General features: G+C 69.9%; 31 protein-coding genes and 1 tRNA gene. 19 read left to right on the plus strand and 13 right to left on the minus strand.

Going from position 1 to position 26,993, the window contains the following annotated elements; translation table 11 throughout:
• Positions 1 to 346 precede the first annotated feature (346 nt).
• From ABZX02_RS20265 to ABZX02_RS20325, 13 genes are all read left to right on the plus strand, one after another.
• Positions 347 to 637, plus strand: a complete 291-nt coding sequence (locus tag ABZX02_RS20265; RefSeq protein ID WP_355300117.1) for a hypothetical protein — start codon at positions 347 to 349, stop codon at positions 635 to 637.
• Positions 637 to 1,101 carry an SMI1/KNR4 family protein gene (locus ABZX02_RS20270; RefSeq protein ID WP_355300118.1) on the plus strand — a complete coding sequence of 155 codons (465 nt, stop codon included), beginning with the start codon at positions 637 to 639 and terminating at the stop codon, positions 1,099 to 1,101. Before ABZX02_RS20265 ends, ABZX02_RS20270 begins: the two co-directional genes overlap by 1 nt.
• Positions 1,102 to 1,128: 27 nt before the next feature.
• Positions 1,129 to 1,752, plus strand: a complete 624-nt coding sequence (locus tag ABZX02_RS20275) for a DUF4129 domain-containing protein (protein ID WP_355300119.1) — start codon at positions 1,129 to 1,131, stop codon at positions 1,750 to 1,752.
• Positions 1,749 to 2,099 carry a hypothetical protein gene (locus ABZX02_RS20280; RefSeq protein ID WP_355300120.1) on the plus strand — a complete coding sequence of 117 codons (351 nt, stop codon included), beginning with the start codon at positions 1,749 to 1,751 and terminating at the stop codon, positions 2,097 to 2,099. Before ABZX02_RS20275 ends, ABZX02_RS20280 begins: the two co-directional genes overlap by 4 nt.
• Positions 2,096 to 3,037, plus strand: coding sequence for a MoxR family ATPase (locus tag ABZX02_RS20285; protein ID WP_355300121.1), 942 nt, complete (start codon positions 2,096 to 2,098; stop codon positions 3,035 to 3,037). The genes ABZX02_RS20280 and ABZX02_RS20285 overlap by 4 nt, the downstream gene beginning before the upstream one ends.
• The gene (locus ABZX02_RS20290) at positions 3,034 to 4,263 is read left to right on the plus strand and encodes a DUF58 domain-containing protein (RefSeq protein WP_355300122.1); all 1,230 of its coding nucleotides are present in this window, start codon (positions 3,034 to 3,036) and stop codon (positions 4,261 to 4,263) included. Before ABZX02_RS20285 ends, ABZX02_RS20290 begins: the two co-directional genes overlap by 4 nt.
• Positions 4,263 to 4,718: a hypothetical protein gene (locus tag ABZX02_RS20295; RefSeq protein WP_355300123.1), complete on the plus strand. Its 456-nt coding sequence runs from the start codon at positions 4,263 to 4,265 to the stop codon at positions 4,716 to 4,718. Before ABZX02_RS20290 ends, ABZX02_RS20295 begins: the two co-directional genes overlap by 1 nt.
• Before the next feature lie 142 nt (positions 4,719 to 4,860).
• Positions 4,861 to 6,186, plus strand: coding sequence for an NAD(P)/FAD-dependent oxidoreductase (locus ABZX02_RS20300; protein ID WP_355300124.1), 1,326 nt, complete (start codon positions 4,861 to 4,863; stop codon positions 6,184 to 6,186).
• 226 nt (positions 6,187 to 6,412) lie between these two features.
• Positions 6,413 to 6,535: a hypothetical protein gene (locus tag ABZX02_RS20305; RefSeq protein ID WP_256238980.1), complete on the plus strand. Its 123-nt coding sequence runs from the start codon at positions 6,413 to 6,415 to the stop codon at positions 6,533 to 6,535.
• The gene (locus tag ABZX02_RS20310; RefSeq protein WP_355300125.1) at positions 6,532 to 7,635 is read left to right on the plus strand and encodes a hypothetical protein; all 1,104 of its coding nucleotides are present in this window, start codon (positions 6,532 to 6,534) and stop codon (positions 7,633 to 7,635) included. Before ABZX02_RS20305 ends, ABZX02_RS20310 begins: the two co-directional genes overlap by 4 nt.
• Positions 7,636 to 7,753: 118 nt before the next feature.
• Positions 7,754 to 7,830: transfer RNA gene (locus tag ABZX02_RS20315), tRNA-Leu, on the plus strand.
• Between the two features lie 389 nt (positions 7,831 to 8,219).
• Positions 8,220 to 9,320 carry a DUF3578 domain-containing protein gene (locus ABZX02_RS20320; protein ID WP_355300126.1) on the plus strand — a complete coding sequence of 367 codons (1,101 nt, stop codon included), beginning with the start codon at positions 8,220 to 8,222 and terminating at the stop codon, positions 9,318 to 9,320.
• A gap of 16 nt (positions 9,321 to 9,336) precedes the next feature.
• A complete protein-coding gene (locus tag ABZX02_RS20325; protein ID WP_355300127.1) occupies positions 9,337 to 9,786 on the plus strand; it encodes a DUF6346 domain-containing protein in 450 nt (149 codons plus the stop codon).
• Here the strand turns inward: ABZX02_RS20325 and ABZX02_RS20330 are convergent.
• A complete protein-coding gene (locus ABZX02_RS20330; RefSeq protein ID WP_355300128.1) occupies positions 9,731 to 10,417 on the minus strand; it encodes an SDR family NAD(P)-dependent oxidoreductase in 687 nt (228 codons plus the stop codon). The two genes, ABZX02_RS20325 and ABZX02_RS20330, sit on opposite strands and share 56 nt — an antisense overlap.
• Positions 10,414 to 11,154: an inositol monophosphatase family protein gene (locus tag ABZX02_RS20335; protein ID WP_355300129.1), complete on the minus strand. Its 741-nt coding sequence runs from the start codon at positions 11,152 to 11,154 to the stop codon at positions 10,414 to 10,416. The genes ABZX02_RS20330 and ABZX02_RS20335 overlap by 4 nt, the downstream gene beginning before the upstream one ends.
• Before the next feature lie 117 nt (positions 11,155 to 11,271).
• Here ABZX02_RS20335 and ABZX02_RS20340 point away from each other — a divergent pair, with 117 nt between their 5' ends.
• Entirely contained in the window at positions 11,272 to 12,117 is an 846-nt protein-coding gene (locus tag ABZX02_RS20340) for an SGNH/GDSL hydrolase family protein (RefSeq protein WP_355300130.1), read from the plus strand.
• Here the strand turns inward: ABZX02_RS20340 and ABZX02_RS20345 are convergent.
• The 6 genes from ABZX02_RS20345 to pqqA all read right to left on the minus strand — a co-directional run bounded on the left by ABZX02_RS20345 (position 12,071) and on the right by pqqA (position 16,345).
• Positions 12,071 to 13,219 (minus strand): helix-turn-helix domain-containing protein, encoded by a 1,149-nt coding sequence (locus ABZX02_RS20345; protein WP_355300131.1) that lies wholly within the window; start codon positions 13,217 to 13,219, stop codon positions 12,071 to 12,073. The two genes, ABZX02_RS20340 and ABZX02_RS20345, sit on opposite strands and share 47 nt — an antisense overlap.
• A gap of 14 nt (positions 13,220 to 13,233) precedes the next feature.
• Positions 13,234 to 14,112: a pyrroloquinoline quinone biosynthesis protein PqqB gene (pqqB, locus tag ABZX02_RS20350; protein WP_355300132.1), complete on the minus strand. Its 879-nt coding sequence runs from the start codon at positions 14,110 to 14,112 to the stop codon at positions 13,234 to 13,236.
• A complete protein-coding gene (gene pqqE, locus ABZX02_RS20355; protein WP_355300133.1) occupies positions 14,109 to 15,188 on the minus strand; it encodes a pyrroloquinoline quinone biosynthesis protein PqqE in 1,080 nt (359 codons plus the stop codon). Before pqqE ends, pqqB begins: the two co-directional genes overlap by 4 nt.
• Positions 15,181 to 15,453, minus strand: coding sequence for a pyrroloquinoline quinone biosynthesis peptide chaperone PqqD (gene pqqD, locus ABZX02_RS20360; protein ID WP_355300134.1), 273 nt, complete (start codon positions 15,451 to 15,453; stop codon positions 15,181 to 15,183). The genes pqqE and pqqD overlap by 8 nt, the downstream gene beginning before the upstream one ends.
• Positions 15,450 to 16,145 carry a pyrroloquinoline-quinone synthase PqqC gene (pqqC, locus tag ABZX02_RS20365; RefSeq protein ID WP_355300135.1) on the minus strand — a complete coding sequence of 232 codons (696 nt, stop codon included), beginning with the start codon at positions 16,143 to 16,145 and terminating at the stop codon, positions 15,450 to 15,452. The genes pqqD and pqqC overlap by 4 nt, the downstream gene beginning before the upstream one ends.
• Positions 16,146 to 16,222: 77 nt before the next feature.
• Positions 16,223 to 16,345 carry a pyrroloquinoline quinone precursor peptide PqqA gene (pqqA, locus tag ABZX02_RS20370; RefSeq protein WP_063758378.1) on the minus strand — a complete coding sequence of 41 codons (123 nt, stop codon included), beginning with the start codon at positions 16,343 to 16,345 and terminating at the stop codon, positions 16,223 to 16,225.
• A 329-nt stretch (positions 16,346 to 16,674) separates the two neighbouring features.
• Here pqqA and ABZX02_RS20375 point away from each other — a divergent pair, with 329 nt between their 5' ends.
• Positions 16,675 to 17,667 carry a PQQ-dependent sugar dehydrogenase gene (locus ABZX02_RS20375; RefSeq protein ID WP_355300136.1) on the plus strand — a complete coding sequence of 331 codons (993 nt, stop codon included), beginning with the start codon at positions 16,675 to 16,677 and terminating at the stop codon, positions 17,665 to 17,667.
• 6 nt (positions 17,668 to 17,673) lie between these two features.
• Here the strand turns inward: ABZX02_RS20375 and ABZX02_RS20380 are convergent, their stop codons facing one another.
• From ABZX02_RS20380 to ABZX02_RS20390, 3 genes are all read right to left on the minus strand, one after another.
• Positions 17,674 to 18,822: a polysaccharide deacetylase gene (locus ABZX02_RS20380; protein ID WP_355300137.1), complete on the minus strand. Its 1,149-nt coding sequence runs from the start codon at positions 18,820 to 18,822 to the stop codon at positions 17,674 to 17,676.
• 70 nt (positions 18,823 to 18,892) lie between these two features.
• The gene (locus tag ABZX02_RS20385; RefSeq protein WP_355300138.1) at positions 18,893 to 19,612 is read right to left on the minus strand and encodes a class F sortase; all 720 of its coding nucleotides are present in this window, start codon (positions 19,610 to 19,612) and stop codon (positions 18,893 to 18,895) included.
• Positions 19,597 to 20,985 carry a hypothetical protein gene (locus ABZX02_RS20390; protein ID WP_355300139.1) on the minus strand — a complete coding sequence of 463 codons (1,389 nt, stop codon included), beginning with the start codon at positions 20,983 to 20,985 and terminating at the stop codon, positions 19,597 to 19,599. The genes ABZX02_RS20385 and ABZX02_RS20390 overlap by 16 nt, the downstream gene beginning before the upstream one ends.
• Positions 20,986 to 21,303: 318 nt before the next feature.
• Here ABZX02_RS20390 and ABZX02_RS20395 point away from each other — a divergent pair, with 318 nt between their 5' ends.
• The 3 genes from ABZX02_RS20395 (at position 21,304) to ABZX02_RS20405 (ending at position 22,943) form a co-directional block, all read left to right on the plus strand.
• Positions 21,304 to 22,113, plus strand: coding sequence for a Bax inhibitor-1/YccA family protein (locus ABZX02_RS20395; protein ID WP_355300140.1), 810 nt, complete (start codon positions 21,304 to 21,306; stop codon positions 22,111 to 22,113).
• Between the two features lie 71 nt (positions 22,114 to 22,184).
• Positions 22,185 to 22,520: a HEAT repeat domain-containing protein gene (locus ABZX02_RS20400; protein WP_355300141.1), complete on the plus strand. Its 336-nt coding sequence runs from the start codon at positions 22,185 to 22,187 to the stop codon at positions 22,518 to 22,520.
• 12 nt (positions 22,521 to 22,532) lie between these two features.
• The gene (locus ABZX02_RS20405) at positions 22,533 to 22,943 is read left to right on the plus strand and encodes a GNAT family N-acetyltransferase (RefSeq protein ID WP_355300142.1); all 411 of its coding nucleotides are present in this window, start codon (positions 22,533 to 22,535) and stop codon (positions 22,941 to 22,943) included.
• Between the two features lie 373 nt (positions 22,944 to 23,316).
• Here the strand turns inward: ABZX02_RS20405 and ABZX02_RS20410 are convergent, their stop codons facing one another.
• Complete coding sequence (locus ABZX02_RS20410; RefSeq protein WP_355300143.1) at positions 23,317 to 24,537, minus strand: acetyl-CoA C-acetyltransferase; 1,221 nt, start codon at positions 24,535 to 24,537, stop codon at positions 23,317 to 23,319.
• 91 nt (positions 24,538 to 24,628) lie between these two features.
• Positions 24,629 to 25,501 carry an SGNH/GDSL hydrolase family protein gene (locus tag ABZX02_RS20415; protein ID WP_355300144.1) on the minus strand — a complete coding sequence of 291 codons (873 nt, stop codon included), beginning with the start codon at positions 25,499 to 25,501 and terminating at the stop codon, positions 24,629 to 24,631.
• A 117-nt stretch (positions 25,502 to 25,618) separates the two neighbouring features.
• On the opposite strand from ABZX02_RS20415, the gene ABZX02_RS20420 reads away from it, so the two are divergent.
• Complete coding sequence (locus tag ABZX02_RS20420) at positions 25,619 to 26,989, plus strand: cystathionine beta-synthase (RefSeq protein WP_355300145.1); 1,371 nt, start codon at positions 25,619 to 25,621, stop codon at positions 26,987 to 26,989.
• The last annotated feature ends 4 nt before the right edge of the window (positions 26,990 to 26,993 follow it).

A 26,993-nucleotide genomic window follows, 5' to 3' on the forward strand; every position in this document is an offset into this window, starting at 1 on the left:
GCGTCGACCACTGGCTGGACGACGTCTGGTGCGAGGGCGCCTCGCTCGTCGACACCGTCCACCGCGTCCTGCTGCTCTTCACCTGGCACCACGACGGTGTCGACGACCGGCGGCGCAGGCTGGCCGCGATCGCCGCGCACTGGCCCGGCTGGCAGGTCCGCTGGGCCTACGGCGGGCTGGAGGACGTGGTCGCGCACCTCGGGCTCGACCGGACCTCCGTGCGCGAGTTGCCCCGCGTGCAACCGGTGCTGCACTCCGGCCCAGGTGAGCTGGACTGCGCCAACACCCTCGTGACCGTCCGGCACTCCGACGGCTCGGTGCTCGGGTACCAGCTGAACCACCTCCGATGCGAGCCGCTGTGGGCCGGCCCGCGCTGCTGGACGCGCTGGCCGGGCGCACGCCGGTCACCGGCTGGGAGCGGCTGTCCGAGTGGGACGTCGGGCCGGAACTCGGGCTGCACCTCGACGTCGCGCGTCGCGAGTTCGGGTTCTGGACGGCCGCGGTCTTCTACGGCACGGTCGACGAGATCGCCGCGTGCTGGCCGGGCCGGCAGGTCGAGTTCTGGGAGGACCGCCACGAGGAGCACGCGCTCCGCTGGGGGTCCGCGTTCCGGATGCACCGATTCGAGGAGCTGTAGTGGAGTTCTGGGCCGAAGGCACCTACGGCGTGCAGGCGCCGCTCACCGACGAGGCCGTCCGCGACGCCGAGGCACTGCTGGGCGTCCGCCTGCCGGACTCGCTGCTGGACCTCCTGCGCGTCCAGAACGGCGGCACCGTCACGGACGCCCTGTCCGCGTTCCCCACCCGGGTCCGCACGACCTGGGCGCCGGACCACGTGCCGTTCGACAGCCTGATGGGCATCGGCACGGCGGAGGGCTCGCTGTCCCTGCTCGACACGCCCTACCTGGTGCAGGAGTGGGACCTGCCGTCGCCCGTGGTGCTGCTGACCGGTGACGGCCACACGTGGATCGCGCTCGACTACCGGGCGGGCGGCGAGCCGTCGGTGGTGTGGCTCGACGCCGAGGACGAGTCCGAGGTGGCGCTGGCGCCCGACTTCCGCACGTTTCTCGCTGGCCTGGTGCCCGAGCACTCGTTCGACTAGAGACCCGACCAAAGGATCATCCGGCTGGTGCGGAACCGTGCGAGGCTGACCGCCATGAAGTGGTGGCGCGCGGGCGTGGCGGTGGCGGCGTTGCTGCTCGTCGTCGTCGCGGCCTCCGGCACGTCGCCCGTCACGTTCGTCAACCGCCTCGACGACCGCCCGCCGCCGCAGGACAACGCGCCCGCGCTGGACCTCGCGCTGCCGGACGACCTGCCCGACGTCGTCGCCGTGCCGCTCAGCGTCTACCTGCTGGTGCTCGCCGGGCTCGTCGTGTTCGGACTGGTCGGGATCGTCCTCGCGGTCGAGCTGCCCCGGTGGCGCCGTCGCGGCGTGCGCGGCGTCGAGATCGAGGGCGGGGAGTTGACCGAGCAAGCGGTCGTGCGACGGGTGGAGAAGGCGTTGCAGGAGTTCACCGAGCACCCGAACCGGCCGCCGCGCGACGCCGTGATCGCCGCCTGGCTCGCGCTCGAAGCCGCCGAGGAACGCCTGCCGCACCAGACGCCCACCGAGTTCACCGAACGGCTCGGCGTGGACGCGGTGGTGCTGAGGGACCTCTACCAGCGCGCGCGGTTCGGGCACGAGGACGTGACGGCCGCGCAGGCCGAACAGGCACGGCAGGAACTGGGCCGCATCGTCCGGGAGCTCGCGTGAGGACCGCGCTGGCCTTGGTCGTCGGGGTCGTCATCGGCGTGGTCATCTGGCTGCTCGGCGCCCCGCCCGAGTGGGCCGCGGTGCTCGCCGTGCCGCCCACCGCGTTCGGCGTCCTCGTGACGAGACTGCCGCGCGCCACGGACATCATCTGGAGCCCGTCGCCTCCGTCACCGGGTTCCATCAGCACCGCGCACGCCAGCACGCTCGCGAGCAGGCTGGGCGAGGCGGCGGAGGACCCGAGGCGCTACCAGGAGCGGTTCCGCGCCCGGCTCGCCCGGCTGGGGATCGAGGCGGCGGAGATGCCGGACCCGAAGGAACTCGCGGAAAGGCTCAGGAGGGTCGAGTGACCATTTCGCTTGAGGCCAAGGCGGTCCTCGACGAGATCGGCAAGGTCGTCGTCGGGCGCACGCGGACGTTGCGGCTCGCGCTCGCCGCCGTGCTCGCGGGCGGGCACGTGCTGCTGGAGGACGTGCCGGGCCTGGGCAAGACGCTGATCGCGCGGTCGCTCGCGCAGGCGCTGAGCCTCGACTTCCGCCGCCTGCAGTGCACGCCGGACCTGCTGCCCGCGGACGTCACCGGGTCGTTCCTCTACGACCCCGGCAACCGCGAGTTCGAGTTCCGCCAGGGACCGGTATTCACGGGGCTGCTGCTCGCCGACGAGATCAACCGCACGCCGCCGAAGACGCAGTCGGCGCTGCTGGAGGCCATGCAGGAGCGGCAGGTGACGGTCGAGGGCCGCACGTTCCCGCTGCCCAGGCCGTTCCACGTGCTCGCGACCTCGAACCCCGTGGAGTACGAGGGCACCTACCCGTTGCCCGAGGCGCAGCTCGACCGGTTCCTGGTGCGGCTCGACATCGGCTACCCGCCCGCCGAGGAGGAGGTCGAGGTCCTGCGGCGGCGGCTCGCACGGCAGCGGGAGGAGGCCGAGGTGGCACCGGTGCTGGCGCCGGGTCGTCTCGCGGAGCTGCAGGCCCTGCTCGAACAGACCACTGTGGACGACGATCTCCTGCGGTACTGCGTCGACCTGGCCGTCGCGACCCGCCGGCACGCCTCGGTCGAGGTGGGGGCGTCGCCGCGCGGCGCGCAGGGGCTCGTGCTCGTCGCCCGTGCGCTGGCCACTTTGGACGGACGCGCGTACGTGACGCCCGAGGACGTCAAGGAGTGCGCCGTCGCCGTGCTGGCGCACCGGCTCGTGATGAAGCCCGAGACGTGGACGTCCGGCGTGAGCGGGGTGCAGGTCGTCACCGAACTGCTCGGCAAGGTCCCGGGCCCGCCCAGCTCATGAGCAGGGCGGACAAGATCAGGGAGGCGATCGCCGGGTCGCGCGGCGCGCACTGGCACCCGACGGACGCGTACTCGCGCGCCGTCTGGCTGGGCGTCGGGCTCGTCGTCGGCGGGATGTTCCTGCACCAGGTCGAGCTGGTGCTGTTCGGCGTGCCATTGGTCCTGTCCGTGCTGCTGACGTCGAAGCCGTCCGGCACCCCGTCGGTCACGGTTCGCCCGGTGCCGCGCGGGGCCGGGCTGGGCGTCGTGCACACCGTCGCCCACCTGGACGGCGCGGACGCCGAGATCGCGGTGGTGAAGCTGCCTGGCGGCGCCAGGGCCGTGCCGGCGCAGTCGCCCGACCTGCCCGTGGAGATCCGGCGTGAAGCCTGGGGACCCGGCATCGACCTGCGGCTGGACCACCTGTTCGCCGGCCCGGACGGCATGCACGTCTACGGACCGGTCGTCGGCACCGAGCACGTCCGCACGATCCTGCCGCCGGTCGAGCACCACCCGTCCGGCCCGCTGCCGCCGCGGCCCGCGGGGCTGGTCGGCATCCACCGCTCGCCGCGCGCCGGCGACTCGACCGAGCTGCGCGACATCAGGGCGTTCCAGCCGGGGGACCGGCTCAAGCGCATCGACTGGCGTATCACGACCCGCACCGGCACCGTGCACGTCCGCGAGCGGCACGCCGAGGCCGACGCGGAGATCGTGCTGGCCCTGGACACGCGCGTGGACGTCGGCGCGGACGTCGCCTCGTGGTCGTCGCCGCACCACGGGGCGGCCACGAGGCCGGGAGGGAGCCTGGACCGGGCGGTGCGGCGGGCGGCGTCGATGGCGGCGGGCTACCTGCGGCAGGGCGACCGGGTGGCGTTTACGGACCTGTCACGCCCGCAGCTCAACGTCCGTTCGGGCGTCGGCCGCCGGCACCTGCTGAGGATCCGCACGCAGCTCGTCGTGTGCGTGCAGGCGGCCGGGTGGTCGTCGCGGGTCGCGCTGCGCAAGCTGCCGCACGGGAGCGTGGTCGTGCTGCTGTCGCCGTTCCTGGACGACGACGTGGCGGAGCTGGCCGTGCAGACGCGCAAGCACGGCCACACGGTGCTGGCGATCAGCACGCTGCCGCTGGACCTGGTGCCCGATCGTGAGTCGGCATGGGGCGAGGTCGCGGCCGAGATGATCGCCGCGGAGCACCGGCTGCGGCTGCGGCGCATGGCCGAGCACGGGGTGGCGGTGACGCGCGAGTGCTGATGAGGCTGGCGATCGTGCTCGCGGTGCTGCCCGTGGCGGTGGTGCTGCACCTCGAGTCGACGTCGATCGCGCCGTTGCTGATCGTCGCGGCGCTGACGGTGCTGACCGTGCTGCTGCCGGGGAGCGCCGGGCCGGCGTTGCTGATCGGGTACGCGGCGCTCGCGATGGCGTTCGCCGACGGGCACCCGTTGCGCCTCGGGGTGCTCGTCCTGATTCCGGCGCTGCACCTCATTCACGTGACGTCCGCGCTCGCGGCGGTCGTTCCGGTGAAAACGAAAATCGAGCCCGCTGCGCTGAAAGCACCAGCACGCCGGTTCGCCATTGTCCAAGTGATCACTTTTGTCGTGACGATCTTCGCGGCCGTCGTCCCGTCGGGTGCCGGGATCGGTCTCGTGGAGGTGCTCGGACTGGGCGCTCTGACGGTCCTCATCGGGGTCGTGGCGCTGAGGATCTGAATCGACACTCTCAGGGAGAACAGGTCGAGTTCCGGTCGAGGCGCAGGTCAGCCGCGATCGTGTCCGGCATCACCTGGCGACGGTAGTCACAACAGCCCCTTCGGACGCGCGAAAAATGGGGTCCTGGTGCGACCATGTGTGTATGGCTGCTGTGAAGTCGCACCCCACTCGGATTGTTATCGTCGGCGGTGGGTACGTCGGGATGTACACGGCTCTCGGACTGCAGAAGAAACTGCGCTCCGGTGAGGCGTCCGTGACGGTAATCGACCCGCAGCCGCACATGACCTACCAGCCCTTCCTGCCCGAGGCGGCGGCCGGCTCGATCGAGCCGCGCCACGTCGTCGCGCCACTGCGCAAGGTGCTCAAGCGCTGCCACGTCGTCACCGGCCGCGTCACCAAGATCGAGCACGCGCGCAAGATCGTGACCGCCGAGCTGTCGGACGGCCACGTCGAGGAGATCGAGTACGACGTGCTCGTCTCCGCGCTGGGTGCGATCTCCCGCACGCTCCCGATCCCCGGCCTGGCCGAGGTCGGCATCGGCATGAAGACGATCGGCGAGGCGATCTACGTCCGCAACCACGTGCTCTCGCGCCTGGACCAGGCCGCCAGCACCAACAACGCGGACCTGCGCAAGAAGCTCCTGAGCTTCGTCGTGATCGGTGGTGGCTTCGCGGGCATCGAGACGCTCGCCGAGCTCGAGGACATGACGCGGTATGCGCTGAAGTACTACGAGGGCATCAAGCCCGAGGAGATGAACTGGGTCCTGGTCGAGGCCGCCGGCCGGATCATGCCCGAGGTGTCCGCCAAGCTCGGCGCGTGGACCGTCGAGGCGCTCGAGAAGCGCGGCATGAAGATCTACCTCGACACCCGCGTGAAGTCGCTCGAGGGTGGTCACGTCATCCTCGACGACGGCACGGAGTTCGACTCCGACACGATCATCTGGACCGCCGGCATGAAGGCGAACCCGGTGCTGCGCAACACGGACCTCCCGCTCGACGAGCGCGGCCGCGTCCGGTGCACCGCCGCCATGCAGGTCCAGGGCCTCGACGGCGTGTGGGCCGCCGGTGACTGCTCCGCGGTGCCGGACCTCTCGCGCATCGAGGAGGACCCGACGGCGACGTGCGTGCCGAACGCGCAGCACGCCATCCGCCAGTCGAAGCTGCTGTCGAAGAACATCGTCGCGTCGCTGCGCGGCCAGAAGCCGAAGGACTACTTCCACAAGTACCTCGGCTCGGTCGCGGGCCTCGGCCTCTACAAGGGCGTCGCGGACGTGTTCGGCCTGCGCTTCAAGGGCGTGCCCGCGTGGTTCATGCACCGCAGCTACCACGTGGCGTTCATGCCCACCGTGAACCGCAAGCTGCGCGTGCTCATGGACTGGACGCAGGCGCTGTTCTACGGCCGCGAGATCGTGGCTCTGGGACAGATCAACGACCCGAAGTCGGACTTCGACCGCGCGGTGCAGTCCTGACCGCCGTTGGAGTGACGCAGCGTTAGCCCCGCACTCTCCGTGAGTGAGCGATGCCCCGGACGAACTGCTCGTTCGGGGCATCTCGCTGCTCTGGGGGCGGAACTTGAGCCCCCAATCGGAGTAAAGCTTCGAGGGGCGCCTTGACATTGCGTTACGTGTTTCGGAGACTACGGCTGGTGCATCACCTGAATGCGTGATTCGCCATGTGGGGAGAGAGGTGATCCCGATGTCTCTCGAGGAGCTGGCCGCACAGCTTCGTCGCGGTGAGATCGAGGACCCCGCGTTGGCGCAGTACGCCGCAGAGTACGCGCAGGCGGGGCAAGTTTTCCGCAGCAAGAAGGACGATTGAGCAGGTCGGCTGACGGGCGGGTGCCAGGTGCCCCGTCCGAGGCCGCCAGGCCCCTTCTGCTCCAGGGCCAGGAATACCTCTTCCGCTCCCCGCCCAAGTGCCTGGACTTCCAGGAACAGGTCCACCGCCTCGGCATGGTCGACGAAGGCGACGGCAACCCGCAACCCTGCGTCCTCGTGCTGGCCCGCGCCGCCGACATGGAGATGAACGAGCTCTCCATCGCCCTGGCCGAACGAGGCATCCGCATGGCCCGCATAGACGCGGACCGCTGCGTGGACCTCCCCCTGTCGGTCTACACCGACCAGCCGCTGATCGAACTGGACCGCTGGCTCCTGCGCCCGTTGCTCGTCTGGCGTCGCCACTTCGAACTCTCCGCGGTCCCGGTGGAACCAGGCACCCTGGCCGGCGCCTACGCCGTCGACCAGTGGGCCTCAGTGGCCAACTGGCTGGCCTCACGCTCCGACTGGGCCCACGTGAACCCCTCACGCTTCTCAACGCACCTGGACCGCCTGACGCAGCTCTCCGACGCCGCGTCGTTCGGTCTCCGTGTGCCCCGCACGGCCGTAACGACCCGCCCAGGCCGAACCCGCCCGGGCGGAGGCGCCTGCATCGTCAAAACGGCGGGCAGGCACCTCCTGGAACCACGCCCAGGCGTCCAGCACGGCCTCTTCCCCCGCCCCCTGGAGACCTCCCGGGCCTCGGACGCCCCGGAACCGGCCCCGGTGATCGTCCAGGAGTACGTCCCGTCCGAGACGGAACTACGCGTCTTCGTAGTGGGCGAGCAGTGCCTCGCCTACCAGGTCGACAAGCTCGACCCCGCGCAACTGTGGGTGGATCCCGACGCGGTTCGCGTCACGCCGACCGCGGTCCCGACGTCCCTCTCGGACAAGTTGTTGGCGCTGGCCCGGCACTGGCGAGTCCAGGTGGCAGCGTTCGACCTGCTCGTGACGGGTGGAGACCACGTGTTCCTGGAGATCAACGTCAACTGCGACTGGCGCTGGTTCGAGCACCGCGCGGGCGACAGCAGCGTCTCCACGGCCGTGCACGACTGGGTGGCGCTGCGCTTCAAGGAGCTGCTCGGAGCGGGGAGGGCACGCTGATGTTCGGGGCCGTTCGACGCTTACCCGGATGCTCGCTCTAGTCCAATTCGCTGGGCCGCTCGGGCGAGAAACCACCATCCGCTCACACAAGCCGACGATCAAGGCCTAGGCTCACCGCGCCCCCGTAGCCCAATCGGTAGAGGCAGGTCCCTTAAAAGGATCACAGTACGGGTTCGAATCCCGTCGGGGGTACCACTACCAACCAGCCCAGACCATGGTGGCTGATCAGGTGTTTTGTTGGTCGCGGCCACTGCTCGGCCGACTCGTTCGGCGCAGTTGACCACTCCTCGGTGATGTGCGGAGAGTAGTCGGAGAGTGACGACAGGTCGATCATGCTCAGCGGTTCCGGCGACGCCGGACGGAGTGATCTTGATCGGCGGCGTCGCGGCAGGTCAGGGCCATCGTCAAGGCGCTCGACCCAGCTCGTGGCGCGGCACTGCTAGGTTTGGCACTGTTGTACCAATCGTTGTGTTGTTCGTCACGGGTGGCGATTGCTGAGGCGGGATCGCACAGATCCATGAGGTCGCCGTGCGACTGAGCCTGAACGGGTAACACTTGGACGGGTTCCGTGCGATCTTGAGGCCATGCGTGAGCTTCTCCGTGACGTCCTGCAGTTGCAGCCTTTCTGGCAGTCCAAGAACACGCAGGAGATGGAGAAGCGCGGCCGGCTGGTGCGGCGCGACGTCGTGAACTGGCTGCGGGAGCAGTTGCCCGCGGTCGAGGCGGCGGTGCCGGACGAGGTCGACGACTGGGCCGCCGAGGGCAGCGACGGTGCCGGCCTCAAGTCCGAAATTCCTTGGGCCCGCGTGCATTCCGCCAGCCTGTCGCCGTCCGCGACGGTGGGCTGGTACGTCGTCTACCTGTTCGGGGCTCGGGGTGATCGGGTCTACCTGTCGTTGATGCAGGGCGCGACCCGGTGGCGCAACGGGGAGTTCCAGCCTCGGGCCCGTCAGGAGTTGCGGCAGCGGTCGGACTGGGCGCGGGCCGCGTTGGCGGCGAGCCTGCAGGTGCGGCCGGATCTGGTCGAGACGATCGCGTTGGGGGCGCGCAAGTCGAACCTCGGGCGTGCGTACGAGGACGGGAACGTCGTGGCGTTCGAGTACCCGGTGGAGGCGTTGCCCTCCGAGGAGGTGCTCGCCGCGGACCTGGTCTTCCTCTGCTCGGTGCTCAGCGAGTTGTACGAGCTCGCGGTCGTCGACCTTCCGCCGGGCGATCCCGCTCCCGAGATCGTCGACGCGGAGGTGGAGGCGGAGCACGCGGCGGGGAAGGCACGGCGCGGGCAGGGGTTGCGGCTGAACGTCGCGGAACGGGTCGCCGTCGAACGGCGGGCCGTCGACCTCGCGGTCGAACACCTCGAAGCGCTGGGCTACTCGGTCAAGGACGTCGGTGCCACGAAGTCGTACGACCTGGATGCTCGACGCGGCGCGGAACACCTCTACGTCGAGGTCAAGGGCACCACCACGAAGTGGACGGACGCCTCCGAGATCATGTTGACGCGCAACGAGGTCGAGCTCCACCTGCGCGAGTACCCGGACACCATGCTGGTGATCGTCAGCCGCATCGTGTTGGACCACTCGGTCACACCGCCGGCCGCCTCGGGCGGTGAGCTCAAGGTGGTCCACCCGTGGAAGGTCGTGGAGCCGCACCTGACCCCGGTGTCCTACCGGTACCTCGTCGGCGAGTGACGCTAGCGTCGGTGTCGTGGTCGTGTCGAAAACCCTGCACCGCGTCTTCGCGTTCCTGGTCATGCCCACGTTCGGCTACCTGCTCGGCGCCACGGTCTTCACCCACTTCTGGGACGAGGTCGAGATAGCGGACGCCGACCTCACCATCACCGCGCTGTCGTGCCGGCAAGAGGGCCCGATCACCTGGCACGGCTTCGGGTTCGTGTCCGAGTGCCGCGCCAGGGTGCAGCGCGGCGACAGCACCACGATCACCACGGTGCGCGGGTTCCTGAAGCCCCACCTCATCGGCGAACCGGTGGTCGGCGAGGAGTTCGGTCGTGGCGAGTTCCGTCCTAAAAGGCCGGAAGCAACCCAGGCCGTGGTCACGCTCGTAGCGTTCACCGCCGTCTGGCTGTACGTGTCCGTCTGGGTCACCAGGTCGGGCGCGCCGTCACGCCTCCGTCCACCACGAGATCGTGTCCGGTGATCCACGACGCCAGGTCCGAGGCCAGGAACACGCACGCGTCACCGACGTCCGACGGCTTCCCGAGACGCCCCAACGGTGCTGCGGCCTTCCACCGCTCCACCCCGGACGGCCACGACGACTCGATGTCGGGACGGGCGATCAGGCCCGGGGAGACCGTGTTCACGCGGATGCCGCGCAACGGGCCGTACTCCAGGGCGGCGGCTCGGGCGTGCATGATCAGGCCCGCCTTCGAGGCGGCGTAGTGGGCGTGGCCCGGGGCCGGGTGGCTGCCCTCGATCGACGCGATGTGCGTGATCGAGCCGCCTGCCGGCAAAAGCGCGACCGCGGCCTGGGTGACGGCGAACGGGGCCATCAGGTTGGTGTCCATCACGGACTGCCATTGCGCGGAGGTCATGTCCGGCAACGGAGTCACGGGTTGGATGCCCGCGTTGTTGACCACCGCGTCGAGGCGGCCGTGGCGGGCGAAGGCGTCGTCGACCACCCGTTGTGCCGACGTGCGCAGGTCGCCGTCGTCGGTGCCGCTGTGGCTCACGACGGTGGCGCCCGCGTCGAGGAAGCGGCGGACTATGCCGGCACCCACCCTGCCGTGGGTGCCGGTGACCAGGACGACCTTGCCGCTGAGATCGATCACGAGACGATGCCCTTCACGCGTGTTGCCAGCCAGTCGACGATCTCACCACGGCCGGCCGCGAAGGCGTTCTCCGCCACTTCCACGAACTCGCCGCCCGCCGCGCGGACCAGCACCGCGCCCGCCGCCACGTCCCACGGGAACGTACCGATGTTCGCCACGGCGTCCGCGCGGCCCGCCGCGACCCAGGCGAGCGCGAGGGCTGTCGAGTAGACGCGGCGGACGTCGGCGATCTCCATCAACGAGCCGAGCAGTTCCATCTCGCCGGTGTACGGGCTACCGGGCAACGGGATGTCGGTCAGCACCAACGGGCGGGGGCTCGTGCCCGGCGTGATCGCCAGGCCGGACGACCGGACGGCGAACGGCACGCCGTCAGCCGCCGTGAAGAGCTCGTCGCGGAACGGGTCGAGCACGCAGCCCGCGACCAGCGCGCCGTCCACGGCCGCGGCGACGGAGATGCACGACAACGGGAGGCCGCGCACGAAGTTCCGCGTGCCGTCGATCGGGTCGACGTACCAGGTGACGGACGCGGTGGCCGAGCCGAGCTCCTCGCCGACGACCGCCGAGCCGGGCGCGCCCACCGTCAACGCCGAACGCAGGAACGCCTCCACCTCCAGGTCGACGTTGCTGACCTGGTCGACCGCGCCCTTCGCGAACACGTCGACCTCGACGGAACGCAGCAGCGCCGCCGCGTCCACGCACGACGAGACGGCCAGCGAGAGCAGAGCAGAAGGAGTCACGACGCCCATTGTGATCGGTCACAAACACGACCGGATGACTCTGGGCAACGTCCTACCCGCGCCAGTGACCTGAGCCACCACGATGAGCTGACCTGACAACGACGTTGGAGGACCGGGATGCGGATCTTGGCCGGGATGGCTGTGGTGGCGATGTTGGTCGCCGGAACAAGCACCGCTCAGGCGGACACGCTCGAGTACGTGGCGCTGGGTGACTCGGCGGCGGCCGGACCGCTGATCCCGAACCAGGACCCGGCGCTGTGGTGCCTGCGCAGCAGCAACAACAACTACCCGCAGGTGGCGGCGAAGATCCTCGGCGCCCAGCTCACGGACGTCACCTGCTCGGGAGCGAAGACCGAGGACTTCTCGGGCAGGCAGTTCGGGTTCGTCAAGCCGCAGTTCGACGCGCTGAAGTCCACGACGGACCTCGTGTCGATCACCATCGGCGGCAACGACGTCGGGCTCGTGCAGACCGCGCTGGGCTGCATCAACCTGCTGCCGGAGCCGATCGGGCTCTCGTGCAGGGACCGGCTCACGGCGGGTGGCGACCAGGTCGCGGCGGCGATCAAGGGCTGGGCGCCGGAGTTCGGCCAGGCCCTCGACGAGGTGAAGAAGCGGGCGCCCAAGGCCAAGATCCTCGTCACCGGCTACGGCACCTACATCCGGCCCGGCGGGTGCTACCCGGTGCAGCCGATCTGGGCGCGGGACGCCGACTACCTGCAGGCTTCCGTCAACCTGCTCAGCGCCACGGCCAGGGCGGAGGCCGAGAAGCGCGGCGCGACCTACGTGGATCTCGCGGCGGTCAGCGTCGGGCACGACACCTGCGCCAAGCCCTCCGACCGGTACCTCGAGGGCCTGATCCCCACGACGATCGCGGCGCCGTTGCACCCCAACGCGGCGGGCATGGCGGCCTTCGGGGCTACGGTCGCGCGCGCCGCGCAGCAAGCGCAGCCGTCAAAAGCGTGACGTGCTCGATGCGCGTCGGGTCGAGGCCGGTCAGCTCCGCGACCCGGCGCAGCCGGTAGTCCACGGTGTTCGGGTGCACGTGCAGCTCGGAGGCCGCCGGCCTGCGCGAACCGCGGCGCAGGTAGACCTCCAGCGTCTGCACGAGCTCGTCGGTCAGCGGCGCGACGATCTCGGCCAACGGTTCCAGCGCGGCGCTGGGCCGGGAGAGCTGGTACTCCAGCAGCACGTCGGACAGCCGGTACAGGCCCGGTCCTGACCGCAGGGCGACCGACAGCACCTCACGCGCCAGCACGGCGGCGGCCGCGACCCCGGAGGGTGGGGCCGCGACCGCCGCCGCGGTCAGGGCGACGCCGGACGCCCGCGTCACGTCCGCCACGATTCGCTCCAACGGCAGGTCCTCGCCGGGCAGCAACGCGAGGCCGCCCTCCGGCGTGAGCGACGACAGCACCGGTTCCCGGCTGTGGCGTTCGAGCTCCACGCGCACCCGCCGCAGCTTCCGCCGCGAGGCCACGGCCGCGTCCACGCCCGGCAGCAGCTCGTCGGGGTGCGGCGGCACGTCCAGCGCCAGCACGACGAGCGGTCCGGGCGCCTCCGCGGTGCCGGCGAGCAGGCCCGTCAGCAACGTCGCCCGCGCGGAGCGCTCGTCGTCGAACATCGTCTGCCGCTCGTCGAGGTACCCGGCGCTCACGACGGGCGTCACGAGCTGCAGGTACCGCAACGCCAACGCGTTCAGCGCCAGGACGTCGGCAACCTCCTCGGGCCGCGCCTCGGGCACCAGCGTCTCCCAGACGACCTGGATGCCCACGTGGTACGCCGTGAGCACCACGTCGATCGGCACGCCCTCCTCGGCCCGCCGTGCCGCCGACTCGCGCAGGAACCGCAGCTCCTCCGCCGACGGCAACGCTCCCGTGTCGAGCACGGCGGCGAACGCGCGCAGGGCGTGCTCCGTGACGCGGTGGATGTCGCCCGCGAGCTCCTCCGCGGGCAGCTGCGCGTACGCGGGCACGCGCTCCACCAGCGACGCGATCACCTGCCGCACGAACGTCGGCATCTCCGCGACGAGTCGCGCCGCCAGCGGTCGTCCGCCGATCACGTAGGACATCCGCCGATTCTGGCCTAAAGCTCGATCACCGTGCCGTCCACAGGCACCTCGACTCCGGCGTCGCGGAGCTTCACCGATTCCGGCGACGCCGGGTCGAGCACCGGGTTGGTGTTGTTGAGGTGGGTGTAGAGCCGCCGGACGGACGGGAACCGCCGCAGCTCGGGCAGCGAGGCCGTGATCGGGAGGTGGCCCATGGCGGCTTGGCCGGACGCGCTGCCGGTCGCCGCGCCCATCTCCGAGGCCGCGTAGAACGTGCCGTCCAGCAGCACGCAGTCGGCCCCGGCCACCACCTCGTCGAACCCGTCGGGCCACGACGCCAGGCAGGGCGCGTAGACCAGCACGCCACCGGTGACGGGGTCGGAGAACCGGTACGCGACCACCCAGTGCCCGTCCACAGTGGACGAACGGGCGTACTTCGGCTTCTTCGCGCTGATCGGGATCGCGGTCACCCGCAGGCCACCGAGGTCGACCGGCTGGTCGTCGATCTGACGCCACGCCACGGGCGCGTACCCGTCGATCACCGACCGCACGTCGAACTGGTCCTTCAACGCGTGCAGGACCGTGCCCGGCGCCCACACCGTGAGGCCCGCGCCGCCGCGCAACGTCAGCAGCCCCAGCGTGTGGTCGAGCTCGGCGTCGGTGAACAACGCGCCGCGCAACGGCGTCTCCCGCGGTCCGGGACCGGGGTTCAACAACGCGCAGGAGGCGATCTGCGTGCGGATGTCCGGCGAGGCGTTGACCAGCCACCAGCCGGTGCCGTCGGCGCTGATCGCCAGGCAGTCCTGGGAACGCGAGGGCAACGAGCCGGAACGGGCGCGTACGCACAGGCCGCACGCGCAGTTCCACTGCGGGAAGCCGCCACCGGCCGTCGTGCCGAGCAGGACCGCCTTCACCGCATCTTCCTCATCGCCATCGCGGGCTCCTCGGCCGGCGTCATCTCGGTCTCCAGGATCAGGTCCACAGTGGACCGGTCGGGCGACAGCGAGCAGACGGGGTCGGTCGCCGCCGCGTCCCCCGTCAGCTGGAACGCCTGGCAGCGGCACCCGCCGAAGTCGACCTCCTTGCGCGGGCACGAGCGGCACGGGTCGGACATCCACTCGAAGCCGCGGTAGGCGTTGAACGACGGCGAGTCGTGCCAGATGTCGTGCAACGACGACGACAGCACGTTCTCGATCTCCAAGGAGGTGATCACCGTGGCGGCCGGGCAGGGGAGCACGTCGCCGTTCGGCGCCACCGTCAGCTGCCGCGCGCCCCACCCGTACATGCACGGCTTGGGGTGGGCCTCGTGGTAGTCCGCGATGACGTACACGATCTCCATCCGGCCGCGCAGCCGTTCCTGCGCCGCGGCGACGACGGGGTCCGCGGCGGCGAGCTGCTCGCGGGTCGGCAGCAGCACCGCGCGGTTGCGCAGCGCCCAGCCGTAGTACTGGGTGTTGGCGAGCTCCAGGCGTTCGGCGCCCATCCGCTCCGCCATCGCGATGATGCCGGCGATGTTGTCGAGGTTCTGCCGGTGCAGCACGGTGTTCACGGTCAGCGGCAGGCCCTCGTCGAGCACGTGCGCCGCCGCCTCCACCTTGCGGTCGAACGCCTTGATGCCCGCGATCCGGTCGTTCCCGGCACGAGTCGCGTCCTGCAACGACAGCTGCACGTGGTCGACGCCCAGCGAAGCCAGCGTGCGCAACCGGTCCCGCGACAGACCGACGCCGGACGTGACCAGGTTGACGTAGCAGCCGAGGCTGTTCGCGTGCGCCACCAGCTCGGGGAGATCGGGCCGCAGCAACGGTTCCCCGCCGGACAGGTGGATCTGCAGGCAGCCGAGCGCGCGGGCCTGGTCGAACACGCGTCGCCAGTTCTCGGTCGACAGCTCGGCGTCCCGGCGGACCAGCTCCAGCGGGTTCGAGCAGTAGCCGCACTGCAACGGGCACCGGTGCGTCAGCTCGGCCAGCAGGCCGAAGGGCGCCTCAGCCATCGACGTCCACCACCCTCCGCTCGACCAGCCGCGCCACCAGTTCCGCGATGTCGGACGGCTCGACACCGTCGTAGGACTCGGCCAGCGCCAGCGCGATGTCGCCGACGGACCGGACGCCGTCGCACAACGCCACCACGGACGCGGCGGTCTCGTTCAGCACCAGCACACCCTCGGGGAACAGCACCACGTGCGCCTCCCGGATCTGGTCGAAGGTGCACTTCACCCCGCGCCGGATCCGCGGCACGGCGTCCAGGGCGGTCGTCACGGCCGGCCCTTGCCCGAGTAGTAGTCGACCGCGTCCAGCACGGCCCGCAGCACGTCGCACTTGAACGACAACGCGGCCACGGCCGCCAGCTGCTGTTCCCGGGTCAGCGAGTGCTCGACGACGATGTCCACAGTGGCCCGTCCTTCGCCGGCGACCGCCTGGATCCGGTCGGTGAAGTAGGCGAAGCCCTCCTCGGCGATCCACGGGTACTGCTCCCGCAACGCCGCCAGGCGCTTGCGCATCAACGCCCCCGAGAACATCTCGGTGAGCCCGGAGGCGATGGCCTCGACCCACGGCTTGGTGCGCGCGAAGTTCACGTACGCGTCGACGGCGAACCGCGTGCCGGGCAGCACGTGCCGTTCGTCGAGCACCTCCTCCCGCGTCAGGCCAACGGCCTCGGCGAGGCGGATCCAGTTCTCCGCGCCGCCCTCGCCGGGCCGGGTGCCGTCGTGCCAGACGATCCGCTCGCGCCACTGCCGCCGGATTTCCGGCGACGGGCAGTTCGACAGGATCGCGGCGTCCTTCTGGGCGATGCAGCGCTGGTAGTACCAGCGGTTCGCGGCCCAGGCCTGCAGCTCGTGCTTGCTCAGCTGTCCGGCGTGCATGCGCAGGTGGAACGGGTGGCTGTCCCAGTACCGGGGTGCGAGGGCGCGCAGCTCGGCGACGAACTCCGCGGGGGCAACGGCAGTCATGGCGGGAACTCCTCCGGGAACGCGCGGGGCCGGGGTTCCCGTGCGTCCTACCAGGAACCCCGGCGCGATGCCTGACGTCAGCTGCGGGCCGCGTAGGCGGTGACCTCCATCGGCGTCTCGAAGTCGCGGAAGTCGGGCTTGACCCACTCGCGCCTGACCTCGGGCAGCTTGGTCTCGGTCGTGGTGACGGCAACGTTCATGCGCAACTCCTCGGCTCTCGGGCCTGTCTGCCCAGGTCGGGCAGGCAAGCGCTTTCCGTGGGGGCGCGGCGGCGACCTCACGGTATGGCGTCCGGACGGTCGCGGTCTAGACCGTCCACGAAGTTGTCGAAAGTCATCGGAGGAGTGACGTCTCGTTTCGGACGAGCCGACCGTGGAAATCCCGGAACCTCGGACCACTGTTGCGGGGTGATGCGATATGTGATTGCTTGAACACGCCCTGCAACACCGCCGCCGCAGACCATCACGAGCGGACCGGAGGAGAGCACATGCGTGCTCGTCGTATCGCAGCGGTGGCAGCCTGCACTGCCATGGCCGCATCCCTCGGCGTGATGCCCGCGTCGGCACAGGACGATCCCTCAGTTCTGGCCGAGCGGACGATCGCCACGAAGCTGGACATCCCGTGGGACATCGAGTTCCTGCCGGACGGCAGCGGCATCTTCACCGAACGGGACACCCGCAAGATCAAGAAGCTCAAGGGCACGACCGTGACCGAGCTGGACACGGTCGAGCAGGCCCAGTTGACGGGCGGTGAGGGCGGACTCCTCGGCCTCGCCGTGTCGAAGACCTTCGCGACCGACAACTCGGTCTTCATCTACTACTCGACGGCGAGCGACAACCGCGTCGCGAAGCTGCAGCTCGGCGGCACGCCGCAGCCGATCGTCACCGGCATCCCCAAGAACCGCTACCACAACGGCGGCGGCCTGCAGTGGGGTCCGGACGGCTACCTGTGGGCCACCACCGGCGATGGGCAGAACACCTCGACCGCGCAGAACTGGAACTCGTTGGGCGGCAAGGTGCTCCGCTTCGACACCGCGGGCAGGCCCGCCGCCGGCAACCCCCGCGCCGGCAGCGTCGTCTACTCGATCGGGCACCGCAACGTCCAGGGCATCACCTGGGTCGGCAACACCGCGTACGCCACCGAGTTCGGCAACAACACGACCGACGAGCTCAACCGCATCGAGGCCGGCAAGAACTACGGCTGGCCGACCTGTGAAGGCAACTGCAACACCGCGGGCATGACGAACCCGGTCAAGACCTGGTCCACCAGCCAGGCCGGTCCGGCGGGCGTTGCGTACTACAAGAACGCGCTGTACATCGGCGCCGTCACCGGCAAGCGCGTGTGGAAGATCCCGGTGAACGGCACCACGCTCGGCACCCCGCAGGCGGTCTTCACGAGCTACGGCCGCGTGCGGTCGGTGGCTCCGGCGCCGGACGGCACGCTGTGGCTCGGCACGTCCAACCAGGACGCGAACGGCTCACCGGGTGCGAACGACGACCGGATCATCTCGACCGACGGCTGACGGACCTCAGTTGCGAGCAGCGGGCATCCGGCGGAGCTGGTCCAGCACCGCCGGATCCTGCAGCTGCATCCACTGGATCACCTCGGTGTAGGTGGCGCAGACCGTCTCCGGCTTGTCGCACACGAACTCCATGAACTGCTCCATCGCGGTCGAGAAAGCGTTGCCGTTCCACTCGTTGAAGTGGTTGCCGACCACGATCGGCGCGCGGTTGCCGTTCAACGCGGCCTGGTGCACCGACTTGTAGGTTTCGAGCACGATCTGAGCGAAGTCGGCCGCGCGCCACGGTTCGTCCTTGGCCTGGTTGAGCGAGTACCAGAGGTTGAAGTCCATCATGACGACCTGCTTGCCCAGCCCGGGGACGCGCACCTCGGGCATCGGGAACTCGTACAGTCCGTTCTGGACGGTCGGCCACTGCACGCCGAGCGCGACCTTGCTGGTGTCGTAGACGAGCCCGTTCGCGGCCATCGCCGGGAAGGCCTGGTCCCAGTTGCCTTCCAGGCACGGCGTCCGTCCACCCCGGACGGCGTCGGCGGGCAGGTTCAGCCCGGCGGCACGGGACTTGTCGACGATCTGCTTGAACTGCGCCAGTTCCGCGTTCCAGGCCGCGGTGTCCCACTTGTCGACCGACGGCTGCGAGCCGTTCGAGCAGAAGTGGCCGTTGTAGTGCGTGCCGATCTCGTGGCCGTCGGCGATCACCTGGTTCAGGTAGCCGATGCGCGACGTGACGTCCTGCCGCGTGCCGCCGAAGTCGATGTCGGACAGGCCGCGCTTGAGGCCCGCCGGCGGCTGGTACTGGTTCTTGTCCTGCTCCGCGAGCATGTAGACGCCGGACAGCAGACCCGTCACGTGCGCGTTCTTGGCCTTCGCGATCGGCAGGACCTTGTCCCAGTGCTGCTTCGACACCGCGCCGTCGAACGAGAAGAGCACGAACTGGGGAGGCTTCTCACCGGGTGCGAGCTTGTGCATCCACGGCTGCTTGGCGATCTGCTCGGGACTCGGGGCGGGCACCGTCGGCGTCGGTCCCGAGTCCTTCGGGGCGGGCAGCCTCGGTGCCATCGGCAACGGGCCGGAGTCCGCCACGGGCGTCTGCTCGTCGTGCGACCCGAGGGTCCACACCATCGCCAGAACAAGCCCCAGTGCCAGACCCGTGGTCAACCATCCCCACCGTTTCACACCTTAGGAGACGACTGATTACCCGAACGGGTTGCGCGAGGTGCGCGATTGGTCACTGCACGGGTTCGGCGATGACCACTCTGTTCGCCTCGTACCCCTGCTGACCACCGATCCACGTACCACCACAGGTGACCAGCACCAGCCGGTGCGGCCCGCGCGGCCCGAAGAACTCGACGGCGCGCGCCGGGAGCTCCTCCTTGCGGATGGTCTCGATCTGCTTGATGCGGAACCTGAACTCCTTGCCGGCGCTGTCGGCGATCACGACCTCACGGCCGTTCTGCGCCTGCCACAGCTCCGCGAACGGACCTTTGGCGCCCTTCCAGTCGACGTGCCCGGCGAGCACCGTGGCGCCCTCGGAGGCGGCGAGCTCGGTGCCCCACCAGGTCGCCTCGCCGATGCCGTCCGGCACCGGCAGCACGCCGTCCTTGACCTCCTTGCGCACCAACGTGGCCGAGCCGCCCGAGGGCAGCCGCACCGAGCCCGGACCGGCCTTGGGCGGCGCGGGCTGCTGCTGTTGCGGCGGTTGCTGCGTCGGGTCGGCGGGCCGCGCGTTGGCCGTGTTCGCCCCGCCGATCAACCCGGTGAGGTCGGGGCCGCGACCGGTGCTCAGGCTGTCCGCCACCGGTCCCGGTCCGACGACCGGGACCTCGTCCGCGACCGCGCGTCCCGCGACGACCTCGGTCTCGGACGTGGTGACCAGAGCGCTGGCGGCGACCACACCCGCCACCAGCGCCCCGGTCAGGAAAGCCTTCGAACTCACTGCCTGCGCCACACCAGGAAGCCTGCCAGCGCCGCGCCGAGCAGCACCAGGCCACCCACCGCGAGCATCAGCCCCGGACGCAGCTGCGAGTCGAACGCCGCGGTCGCGACCGGTGTCTGCCCGTCCGCGCCGGCCGGGATCGTGCTCGGCACCACCGGCTTGTTCGGTTTGTTCACCAGTTCGAGCGCGAGCGTCTGTCCGGCCGCGAGAGTGCCGCACGCGGACGGCGGCGCCTTCGGGTCGAAGAACTCCTCATAACCCTTGGGAGCGGCCACCTCCACGAGGCAGATCTCCTGCGGGGTGCGCAGGTCCGGCACCTCGACCGTGCCGTCCGGACCGGTCTGCAGCACCAGCGGCTTGCCGTCTGTGCCGACGAGGTCGGTGTCGTCCTGCTTCTTCGCCGCCGACGTCTGATCCTTCGCCGTGACACGCAACGCGACGCCGGAGATCGCCTTCTTGGTCTCCGAGTCGATCTTCGTGATCTTCACCGCGCCGGGAGCGGTCTTGGCGGCACCGTTCGCGGCGGCGTTCAGCTTCTTCTCGCCGCCGGTGGTGACCATGCGCTGCATGTTCTCGGTCTGGATCGGGAAGTGCACGACCGGCTTGTCCGCGGGGGAGTCCGCGACGGCCGCGATCGACGGCTTCGGGCCGGTCGCGATGAGCTTGACCGCGGCGGGGCTGCCGTCGGCACCCGTGGTGGCCGTGCCGCTGGTGGCGCCGTCCGCGAGCTTGGCGTCGGTCAGCGTGAAGTTGATCGGGGCGTTCGTGACGCCCTTGTCGTTGGCCTTGACCAGCGACAGCGTCCAGGTGGACTCGGTGTCGATGATCAGCGGTTCCTTCGGCGCGGTCGCGGTGAGCTTCCACGGGCCGCGGTTGGCCTCCGCGTCGGCCTTGAGGCGCGCCACGGTGTCCAGGACGGACTGCGGCAGGCGCGCGGCGTAGAAAGCCGCGTCGTAGGCGAGGAACTTCGGGTCCGTCGTGTCGAGCCGCACCGCGCCGTCGGGCACGGACGTCCAGCTGTGCAGCAGGTGCGCCAGCGCCGCGGCCTCCTCCGGCGACTTCGTCGTGGAGTAGCGCAGCAGCAGGTAGGAGATGTTCGCCGCGATGTCCGGGGCGAGGTCCTTGCCGGCCTTCGTGCGCAGCGCGTCACCGGGCTGGTACCCGACGTTGCTGTCCGGTGCGGGCAGTGCGTACTGGACGCACCACACCTGCTTGTCCTGCCAGATGTATGACCCGTGCCACTCGCTACCGGGTGTGGCGTTGGGCTGGAGCCCTGACGCGTTGTGGCCGATGCCCTTGACGCCGACAGCTGTCGCCGTCGCGGGAACGGTCAGCAGGGTGAGCCCTGCGACCATCGCCACGGCGGCCAGACGTTTCCAGCCCATTTTGGATCTTGATCCCCTCTGACCTGTGTATATCCCGCGTGCGAGCTTCTCGTTCCCCCACACCGGGGACAAGCCGCCACGAGGGGGAAGTCTCTCGCTACCCAGGGTGTGAACGTGATCGGAATGTGACGGGGCTTACTCTGATCGTGAAAGACACGCCGCGACACGCCGTAGTCTCGTTACGCTCCGGAGTTAGCGCAGTATTTGCGCACGTGTGATCGTCGTTGCGGGTAAAGTCGCCTTTACCGACGGGGAACATGGCACCGAGCGTGCTCGTTGTACCCGTGACGGCGTAAAGCAACGCCCCAGGAGGACCAGGTGCGCTCGAGCAGCAACCCGGCTTTCCGTAACCTGCCGACCGGCGGCGGGTACGGAGGCTACGCAGGCTTCGGCCAGCCAGACCAGGCTGGCTACCAGCAGCAGGGCCCGCCGCCGCTGACCAGCGAGCGGCCGATGACGATCGACGACGTCGTCACCAAGACCGGCATCACGCTCGCCGTGGTCGCCGTCACCGCCGTCATCACGTACCTGATGAAGGCGTACGTCCTGCTGTTCCCCGCGGCCATCATCGGCCTCGTGCTCGCGCTGATCATCACGTTCAAGCGCAACCCGAGCCCGCCGCTGGTGATCGCGTACGCGGCCGTCGAGGGCATCTTCCTCGGCGCGTTCAGCGGCATCATCGGCGGAATGGTCGACCGCATGACCGGCACCCCCGGTCAGGGCGTGGTGATCATCGGCCAGGCCATCATCGGCACGATCGGCGTGTTCGCCGGCATGCTGGTGGTCTACAAGACGGGCGCGATCCGCGTCACGCCGAAGTTCACCAAGTGGATCGTCGGCGCGATCATCGGCGTCGGCGTCCTCATGCTCTTCAACCTGATCATGAGCTTCTTCACCGACGGCGGCCTCGGCCTCCGCGACGGTGGCCCGCTCGCGATCATCTTCAGCCTCGTCTGCATCGGCCTCGCGGCGTTCAGCTTCCTGATCGACTTCGACGCCGCCGACCAGGCGATCCGCGCCGGCGTGCCGGCGAAGTTCGCGTGGCAGATCGCGTTCGGTCTCACGGTCACCCTGGTGTGGCTGTACACCGAGATCCTGCGACTGCTGTCGTACTTCAACTCGGACTGACGCTTCGGGTGTGCTGGAGGGGCGTTCCGCTGCGGCGGGGCGCCCCTTCGGCGTTGGTGGGGAGGTGGAGGGTGTCGAAGAGGTTCGACGAGGCGATGTGGCTGATGCGACGCCACGATCCGCAGAAGGCGGAGGACGGCTTCGCCCTGCTGCGGCCGCACGCGGCCGAACACGTCGGAGAACTGATCGAGGCGTTCCGAGGCGAGGAGGACCGCGGTCTGCGTTGCTGGCTGCTCGAACTGATCGGGTACGCGCGCTCGTCCGAAGCGTTGCCGCTGCTGGTCGAGTACCTGGACCACGAGGACGAGTCGCTCGCGTCCTGGGCCGAGTCGGGCCTGCGCGAGCTCGACACCAAGGAAGCGCGAACCGCCCTCTACCGTCATCACGCGAACAACGCGCACAACTGAGGGGGAATGGCGATGGACTCCGCATATCGGCTGGTCCTGGAACCAACGGGCATCGACGACTACCTGCGATTGCGCAAAGAATCAGGACTGAGCGCGCGCACCCGAGAAGAAGCCGAAAACGGCATCAACGGCGCGTGGGCCTGCGCAATTGTCGTCCACGTGGAATCAGGCGAAATCGTCGGCATGGGCCGCGTCATCAGCGACGGCGGCTGGTACTTCCACATCATCGACATGGCCGTGCTGCCGGGCCACCAGCGCAAAGGCATCGGCGACGCGGTTCTGACCGCGTTGCTCGAACGCATCGACGCGCACGCGCCCAACGCGTACGTCAACCTGCTGGCCGACCCGCCAGGCCGTCGTCTCTACGCACGACACGGGTTCGTGGAGAGCGCACCGGCGAGCATCGGCATGAAACGGGCCTAAGCCCGCCAGCGCACGTCCGGCAGCTCGGTGCCGACCTTGATCAGGCAGTCCACGCAGAGTGCGCCCGCCTGGGCCCGGGAGACGCGTTCGTCGGGCACCGAATGATCACAAACGGCCTCGTAAAAGCTTCTCGGAGAACCGTGGGCTTGATCGAGTGAGAAAGCGTGACATTGCAGGTCATATTCGCTTTGCCACCACACGTAGGGCATGTCCGACCCCTCCTTGCTCATCGGTAGGGACGGACTTCCCCTCGCCTGATGACGCCATTGAGCGACGTTTTGTCTCATCGGCAGAAAGGGGGCTTGCGAGTAGCTCCGTTCGGGTGAAGCGGAGCTACTTGCAAGCGTCAAATTGCAGATCTTGAGCGAAAACCTCAGCTGAGGCGCTCGATCACCATCGCCATGCCCTGGCCGCCGCCGACGCACATCGTCTCGAGGCCGAACTGCTTGTCGTGGAACTGCAGCGAGTTGATCAGGGTCGTGGTGATGCGGGCACCGGTCATGCCGAACGGGTGGCCGACGGCGATCGCGCCGCCGTTGACGTTCAGGCGGTCGAGGTCGATGCCGAGGTCCTGGTAGGACGGGATGACCTGCGCGGCGAACGCCTCGTTGATCTCCACCAGGTCGATGTCGGAGACCGACAGGCCGGCGAGCGCCAGCGCGCGCTTCGAGGCCTCGACCGGGCCGAGGCCCATGATCTCGGGCGAGAGGCCCGAGACGCCGGTCGACACGATGCGGGCGAGCGGGGTGAGGCCGAGCTCGCGCGCCTTGGTGTCGGACATGATCACGAGAGCCGCGGCGCCGTCGTTGAGCGGGCAGCAGTTGCCGGCGTTGATGCGGCCGTCGGGGCGGAAGACCGGCTTGAGCTGCGACACGGCCTCGTAGGTGACGCCGGCGCGCGGGCCGTCGTCGGTCGAGACCACGGTGCCGTCGGGCAGCGTGACCGGCGTGATCTCGCGGGCCCAGAAGCCGTCGGCGATGGCCTTCTCGGCGAGGTTCTGCGAGCGGACGCCGAACTCGTCCATCTCCTGGCGCGAGATGCCCTTGAGCAGGGCCAGGTTCTCGGCGGTCTGGCCCATCGGGATGTAGACGTCCGGGACGACGTCGAGCGTGCGCGGGTCGACCCACTCCGAGGCGCCGGACGCAGCGACGGACGCGGTGCGCGCCTCGGCCTCGCCGAACAGCGGGTTGTGCGTGTCGGGCCACGAGTCGGAGCTGCCCTTGGCGAACCGCGACACGGTCTCGACACCGGCCGAGATGAACACGTCGCCCTCGCCCGCCTTGATGGCGTGCAGGGCCATGCGGGTGGTCTGCAGCGACGAGGCGCAGTACCGGGTGACGGTCGTGCCGGGCAGGTTGTCGTAGCCCAGCAGCACGGACACGACGCGCGCCATGTTGAAGCCCTGCTCGCCGCCGGGCAGGCCGCAGCCGAGCATCAGGTCGTCGATCTGCGCGGGGTCGAGCTGCGGCACCTTGTCGAGCGCCGCGCGGATCATCCGCGCCACCAGGTCGTCGGGCCGCACGTCCTTCAGCGAGCCCTTGCCCGCGCGGCCGATGGGGGAGCGGGCGGCGGAGACGATCACGGCCTCAGGCATCACGAAACTCCTCGTTGAGAGTCAAGGTTGCCGTCGAGCCTAGTTAACGCCCGCTCACCCCGGCCAGCGCGAGTGACGAGGATTCCGAAACTCAGGCGTGCCGCTTCTGCAGCCACGCCGGCACGCGCGAGGGGCGCACGGCGCGTGCGGCTGCGGAGGGCAGCGGCACGACCGGCGCGACCGAGCCCGGCCACAGCCCCGCCACCTGGCACAACGGCGCCAGCAGCACACCGGCCGCCGCCTCGTAGCCGACGGAGCTGGGGTGGAAGCGGTCCGAGCTGAACATGTCGAGGTGGCGTGCCAGGAACTCCGGCGCCAGCAGGTTCGCGAGCGACACCGGCACCCCGCCCTCCCGGCGCACGGCGACGGTCTGCGCGGCACCGAGCCGCAGGCTGTACTGGCGCCCGACCATCCGCAGCGGCTGGGGGATCGGCCGCACGATCCCGAGGTCGGGGCACGTGCCGACGACGACACCGCAGCCGATCGCCCGCAGCTTGCGCACCTGCTCGCCGAGCAGCCGGGCCGACTCGCCGGTGCCCATCCGCGACGTCACGTCGTTCGCGCCGATGATGATCAACGCGACCTGGGGCGCGTCCAGCACGGCCGCGTCGACCTGCGGCACCAGGTCGCGGGTGGTGGACCCGCTGATCGCGTACGTCGACAGGCGCACCGGCCTGCCCGCCTCCTCGGCCAGCGCCTCGGCGAGTAACACGCCCGGCATCTGCGAGGGATGGGTCACACCCACGCCGACCGCCATCGAGTCGCCGAGCACCGCGAACCGCAGCGGGTCACCGCCGTCGTCGAGGTACACGCCGTCCGGTGCGGGCCAGAGGTGTTCCAGCACGCCGATGGTGGCCCGAGCACGTCTTCCCTGCTCGGAGAGCAGTCCCACGAGCGCACCGGAGAGGCCTCCGAGAGTCGCGGCGGTCATCGCCACCGCGCGCAGCGTCCGCAGCCCGATCATCCGCACCACCCCCTTTCCAGTGGAATCGTCGGCGCCGCCGTTCGAATTAACCTCCGCAGCCACTAGAGCTACGCTTCGTCCGCTATCTCGGAGAGTGGAACAGGGGAGTGGATACCGGTGGAGTACGTCGAGCACGTCGTTGATCTGGTCGGCAACACGCCGCTGGTCAAGCTCAACTCCCTGACCACGGGCATCAAGGCCACCGTGCTGGCCAAGGTCGAGTACCTGAACCCCGGCGGCAGCGTGAAGGACCGCATCGCGCTGCGGATGGTCGAGGCGGCCGAGAAGTCCGGCCGGCTCCAGCCCGGCGGCACGATCGTCGAGCCGACGTCCGGCAACACCGGCGTGGGCCTTGCGCTGGTCGCCCAGCGCAAGGGCTACAAGTGCGTCTTCGTGTGCCCGGACAAGGTCAGCGAGGACAAGCGCAACGTCCTCAAGGCCTACGGCGCCGAGGTCGTGGTGTGCCCGACGGCCGTCGCGCCCGAGCACCCGGACTCCTACTACAACGTCTCCGACCGCCTGGTCCGCGAGATCCCCGGCGCGTGGAAGCCCGACCAGTACTCCAACCCGGAGAACCCGGCGAGCCACTACCACCAGACCGGTCCCGAGATCTGGCGCCAGACCGCCGGCAAGATCACGCACTTCGTCGCGGGCGTCGGCACCGGCGGCACCATCTCCGGCACCGGCCGCTACCTCAAGGAGATCTCCGAGGGCGCCGTGCAGGTGATCGGCGCGGACCCGGAGGGCTCGGTCTACTCCGGCGGCACCGGCCGCCCGTACCTGGTCGAGGGCGTCGGCGAGGACTTCTGGCCCGAGGCGTACGACAAGACCATCTGCGACCAGATCGTCGAGGTCTCGGACGCGGACTCGTTCGACATCACCCGCCGCCTCGCCCGCGAGGAGGGCCTGCTCGTCGGCGGCTCCTGCGGCATGGCGGCCGCCGCCGCGCTGCGCGTCGCCCGCGACCTGCCCGAGGACGCCGTCGTGGTCGTGATCCTCCCGGACGGCGGCCGCGGCTACCTGTCCAAGGTCTTCAACGACCGCTGGATGGCCTCCTACGGCTTCCTGCCGCCCGACTCGACCGGCGCGACCGTCGGCGACGTGCTGCGCCGCAAGGGCGGCATGCTGCCCGACCTCGTCCACGCTCACCCGAACGAGACCGTGGGTGACGCCGTCGCGATCCTGCGCGAGTTCGGCGTCTCGCAGATGCCCGTCGTCAACGCGGAGCCGCCGATCATGGCCGCCGAGGTCGCCGGCGCGGTCAACGAGCGCGACCTGCTGGACGCGCTGTTCACCGGCAAGGCGCAGCTCTCCGACCGCCTGGACAAGCACATGTCGCCGCCGCTGCCGACGCTCGGCGCCGGCGAGCCGGTCGGCATCGCCATGAACGCGCTCTCGAACGCCGACGCGGCCCTGGTGCTGGAGGACGGGAAGCCCGCCGGAGTCGTCACCCGGCAGGACATTCTGGGCTTCTTGGCTGGTCGCTGAGCGT

Source organism: Lentzea sp. NPDC003310 (assembly GCF_040610935.1).
In the GTDB taxonomy this organism is placed as follows: domain Bacteria; phylum Actinomycetota; class Actinomycetes; order Mycobacteriales; family Pseudonocardiaceae; genus Lentzea.

Coding starts and splice junctions, on each gene's coding strand:
- ABZX02_RS20265 (WP_355300117.1), top strand. CDS start 347: ATGCGAGCCGCTGTGGGCCGGCCCGCGCTGCTGGACGCGCTGGCCGGG.
- ABZX02_RS20290 (WP_355300122.1), top strand. CDS start 3,034: ATGAGCAGGGCGGACAAGATCAGGGAGGCGATCGCCGGGTCGCGCGGC.
- ABZX02_RS20295 (WP_355300123.1), top strand. CDS start 4,263: ATGAGGCTGGCGATCGTGCTCGCGGTGCTGCCCGTGGCGGTGGTGCTG.
- ABZX02_RS20300 (WP_355300124.1), top strand. CDS start 4,861: ATGGCTGCTGTGAAGTCGCACCCCACTCGGATTGTTATCGTCGGCGGT.
- ABZX02_RS20305 (WP_256238980.1), top strand. CDS start 6,413: ATGTCTCTCGAGGAGCTGGCCGCACAGCTTCGTCGCGGTGAGATCGAG.
- ABZX02_RS20320 (WP_355300126.1), top strand. CDS start 8,220: ATGCGTGAGCTTCTCCGTGACGTCCTGCAGTTGCAGCCTTTCTGGCAG.
- ABZX02_RS20340 (WP_355300130.1), top strand. CDS start 11,272: ATGCGGATCTTGGCCGGGATGGCTGTGGTGGCGATGTTGGTCGCCGGA.
- ABZX02_RS20345 (WP_355300131.1), bottom strand. CDS start 13,219: ATGTCCTACGTGATCGGCGGACGACCGCTGGCGGCGCGACTCGTCGCG.
- pqqE (WP_355300133.1), bottom strand. CDS start 15,188: ATGGCTGAGGCGCCCTTCGGCCTGCTGGCCGAGCTGACGCACCGGTGC.
- pqqC (WP_355300135.1), bottom strand. CDS start 16,145: ATGACTGCCGTTGCCCCCGCGGAGTTCGTCGCCGAGCTGCGCGCCCTC.
- pqqA (WP_063758378.1), bottom strand. CDS start 16,345: ATGAACGTTGCCGTCACCACGACCGAGACCAAGCTGCCCGAGGTCAGG.
- ABZX02_RS20375 (WP_355300136.1), top strand. CDS start 16,675: ATGGCCGCATCCCTCGGCGTGATGCCCGCGTCGGCACAGGACGATCCC.
- ABZX02_RS20390 (WP_355300139.1), bottom strand. CDS start 20,985: ATGGGCTGGAAACGTCTGGCCGCCGTGGCGATGGTCGCAGGGCTCACC.
- ABZX02_RS20405 (WP_355300142.1), top strand. CDS start 22,533: ATGGACTCCGCATATCGGCTGGTCCTGGAACCAACGGGCATCGACGAC.
- ABZX02_RS20410 (WP_355300143.1), bottom strand. CDS start 24,537: ATGCCTGAGGCCGTGATCGTCTCCGCCGCCCGCTCCCCCATCGGCCGC.
- ABZX02_RS20415 (WP_355300144.1), bottom strand. CDS start 25,501: ATGATCGGGCTGCGGACGCTGCGCGCGGTGGCGATGACCGCCGCGACT.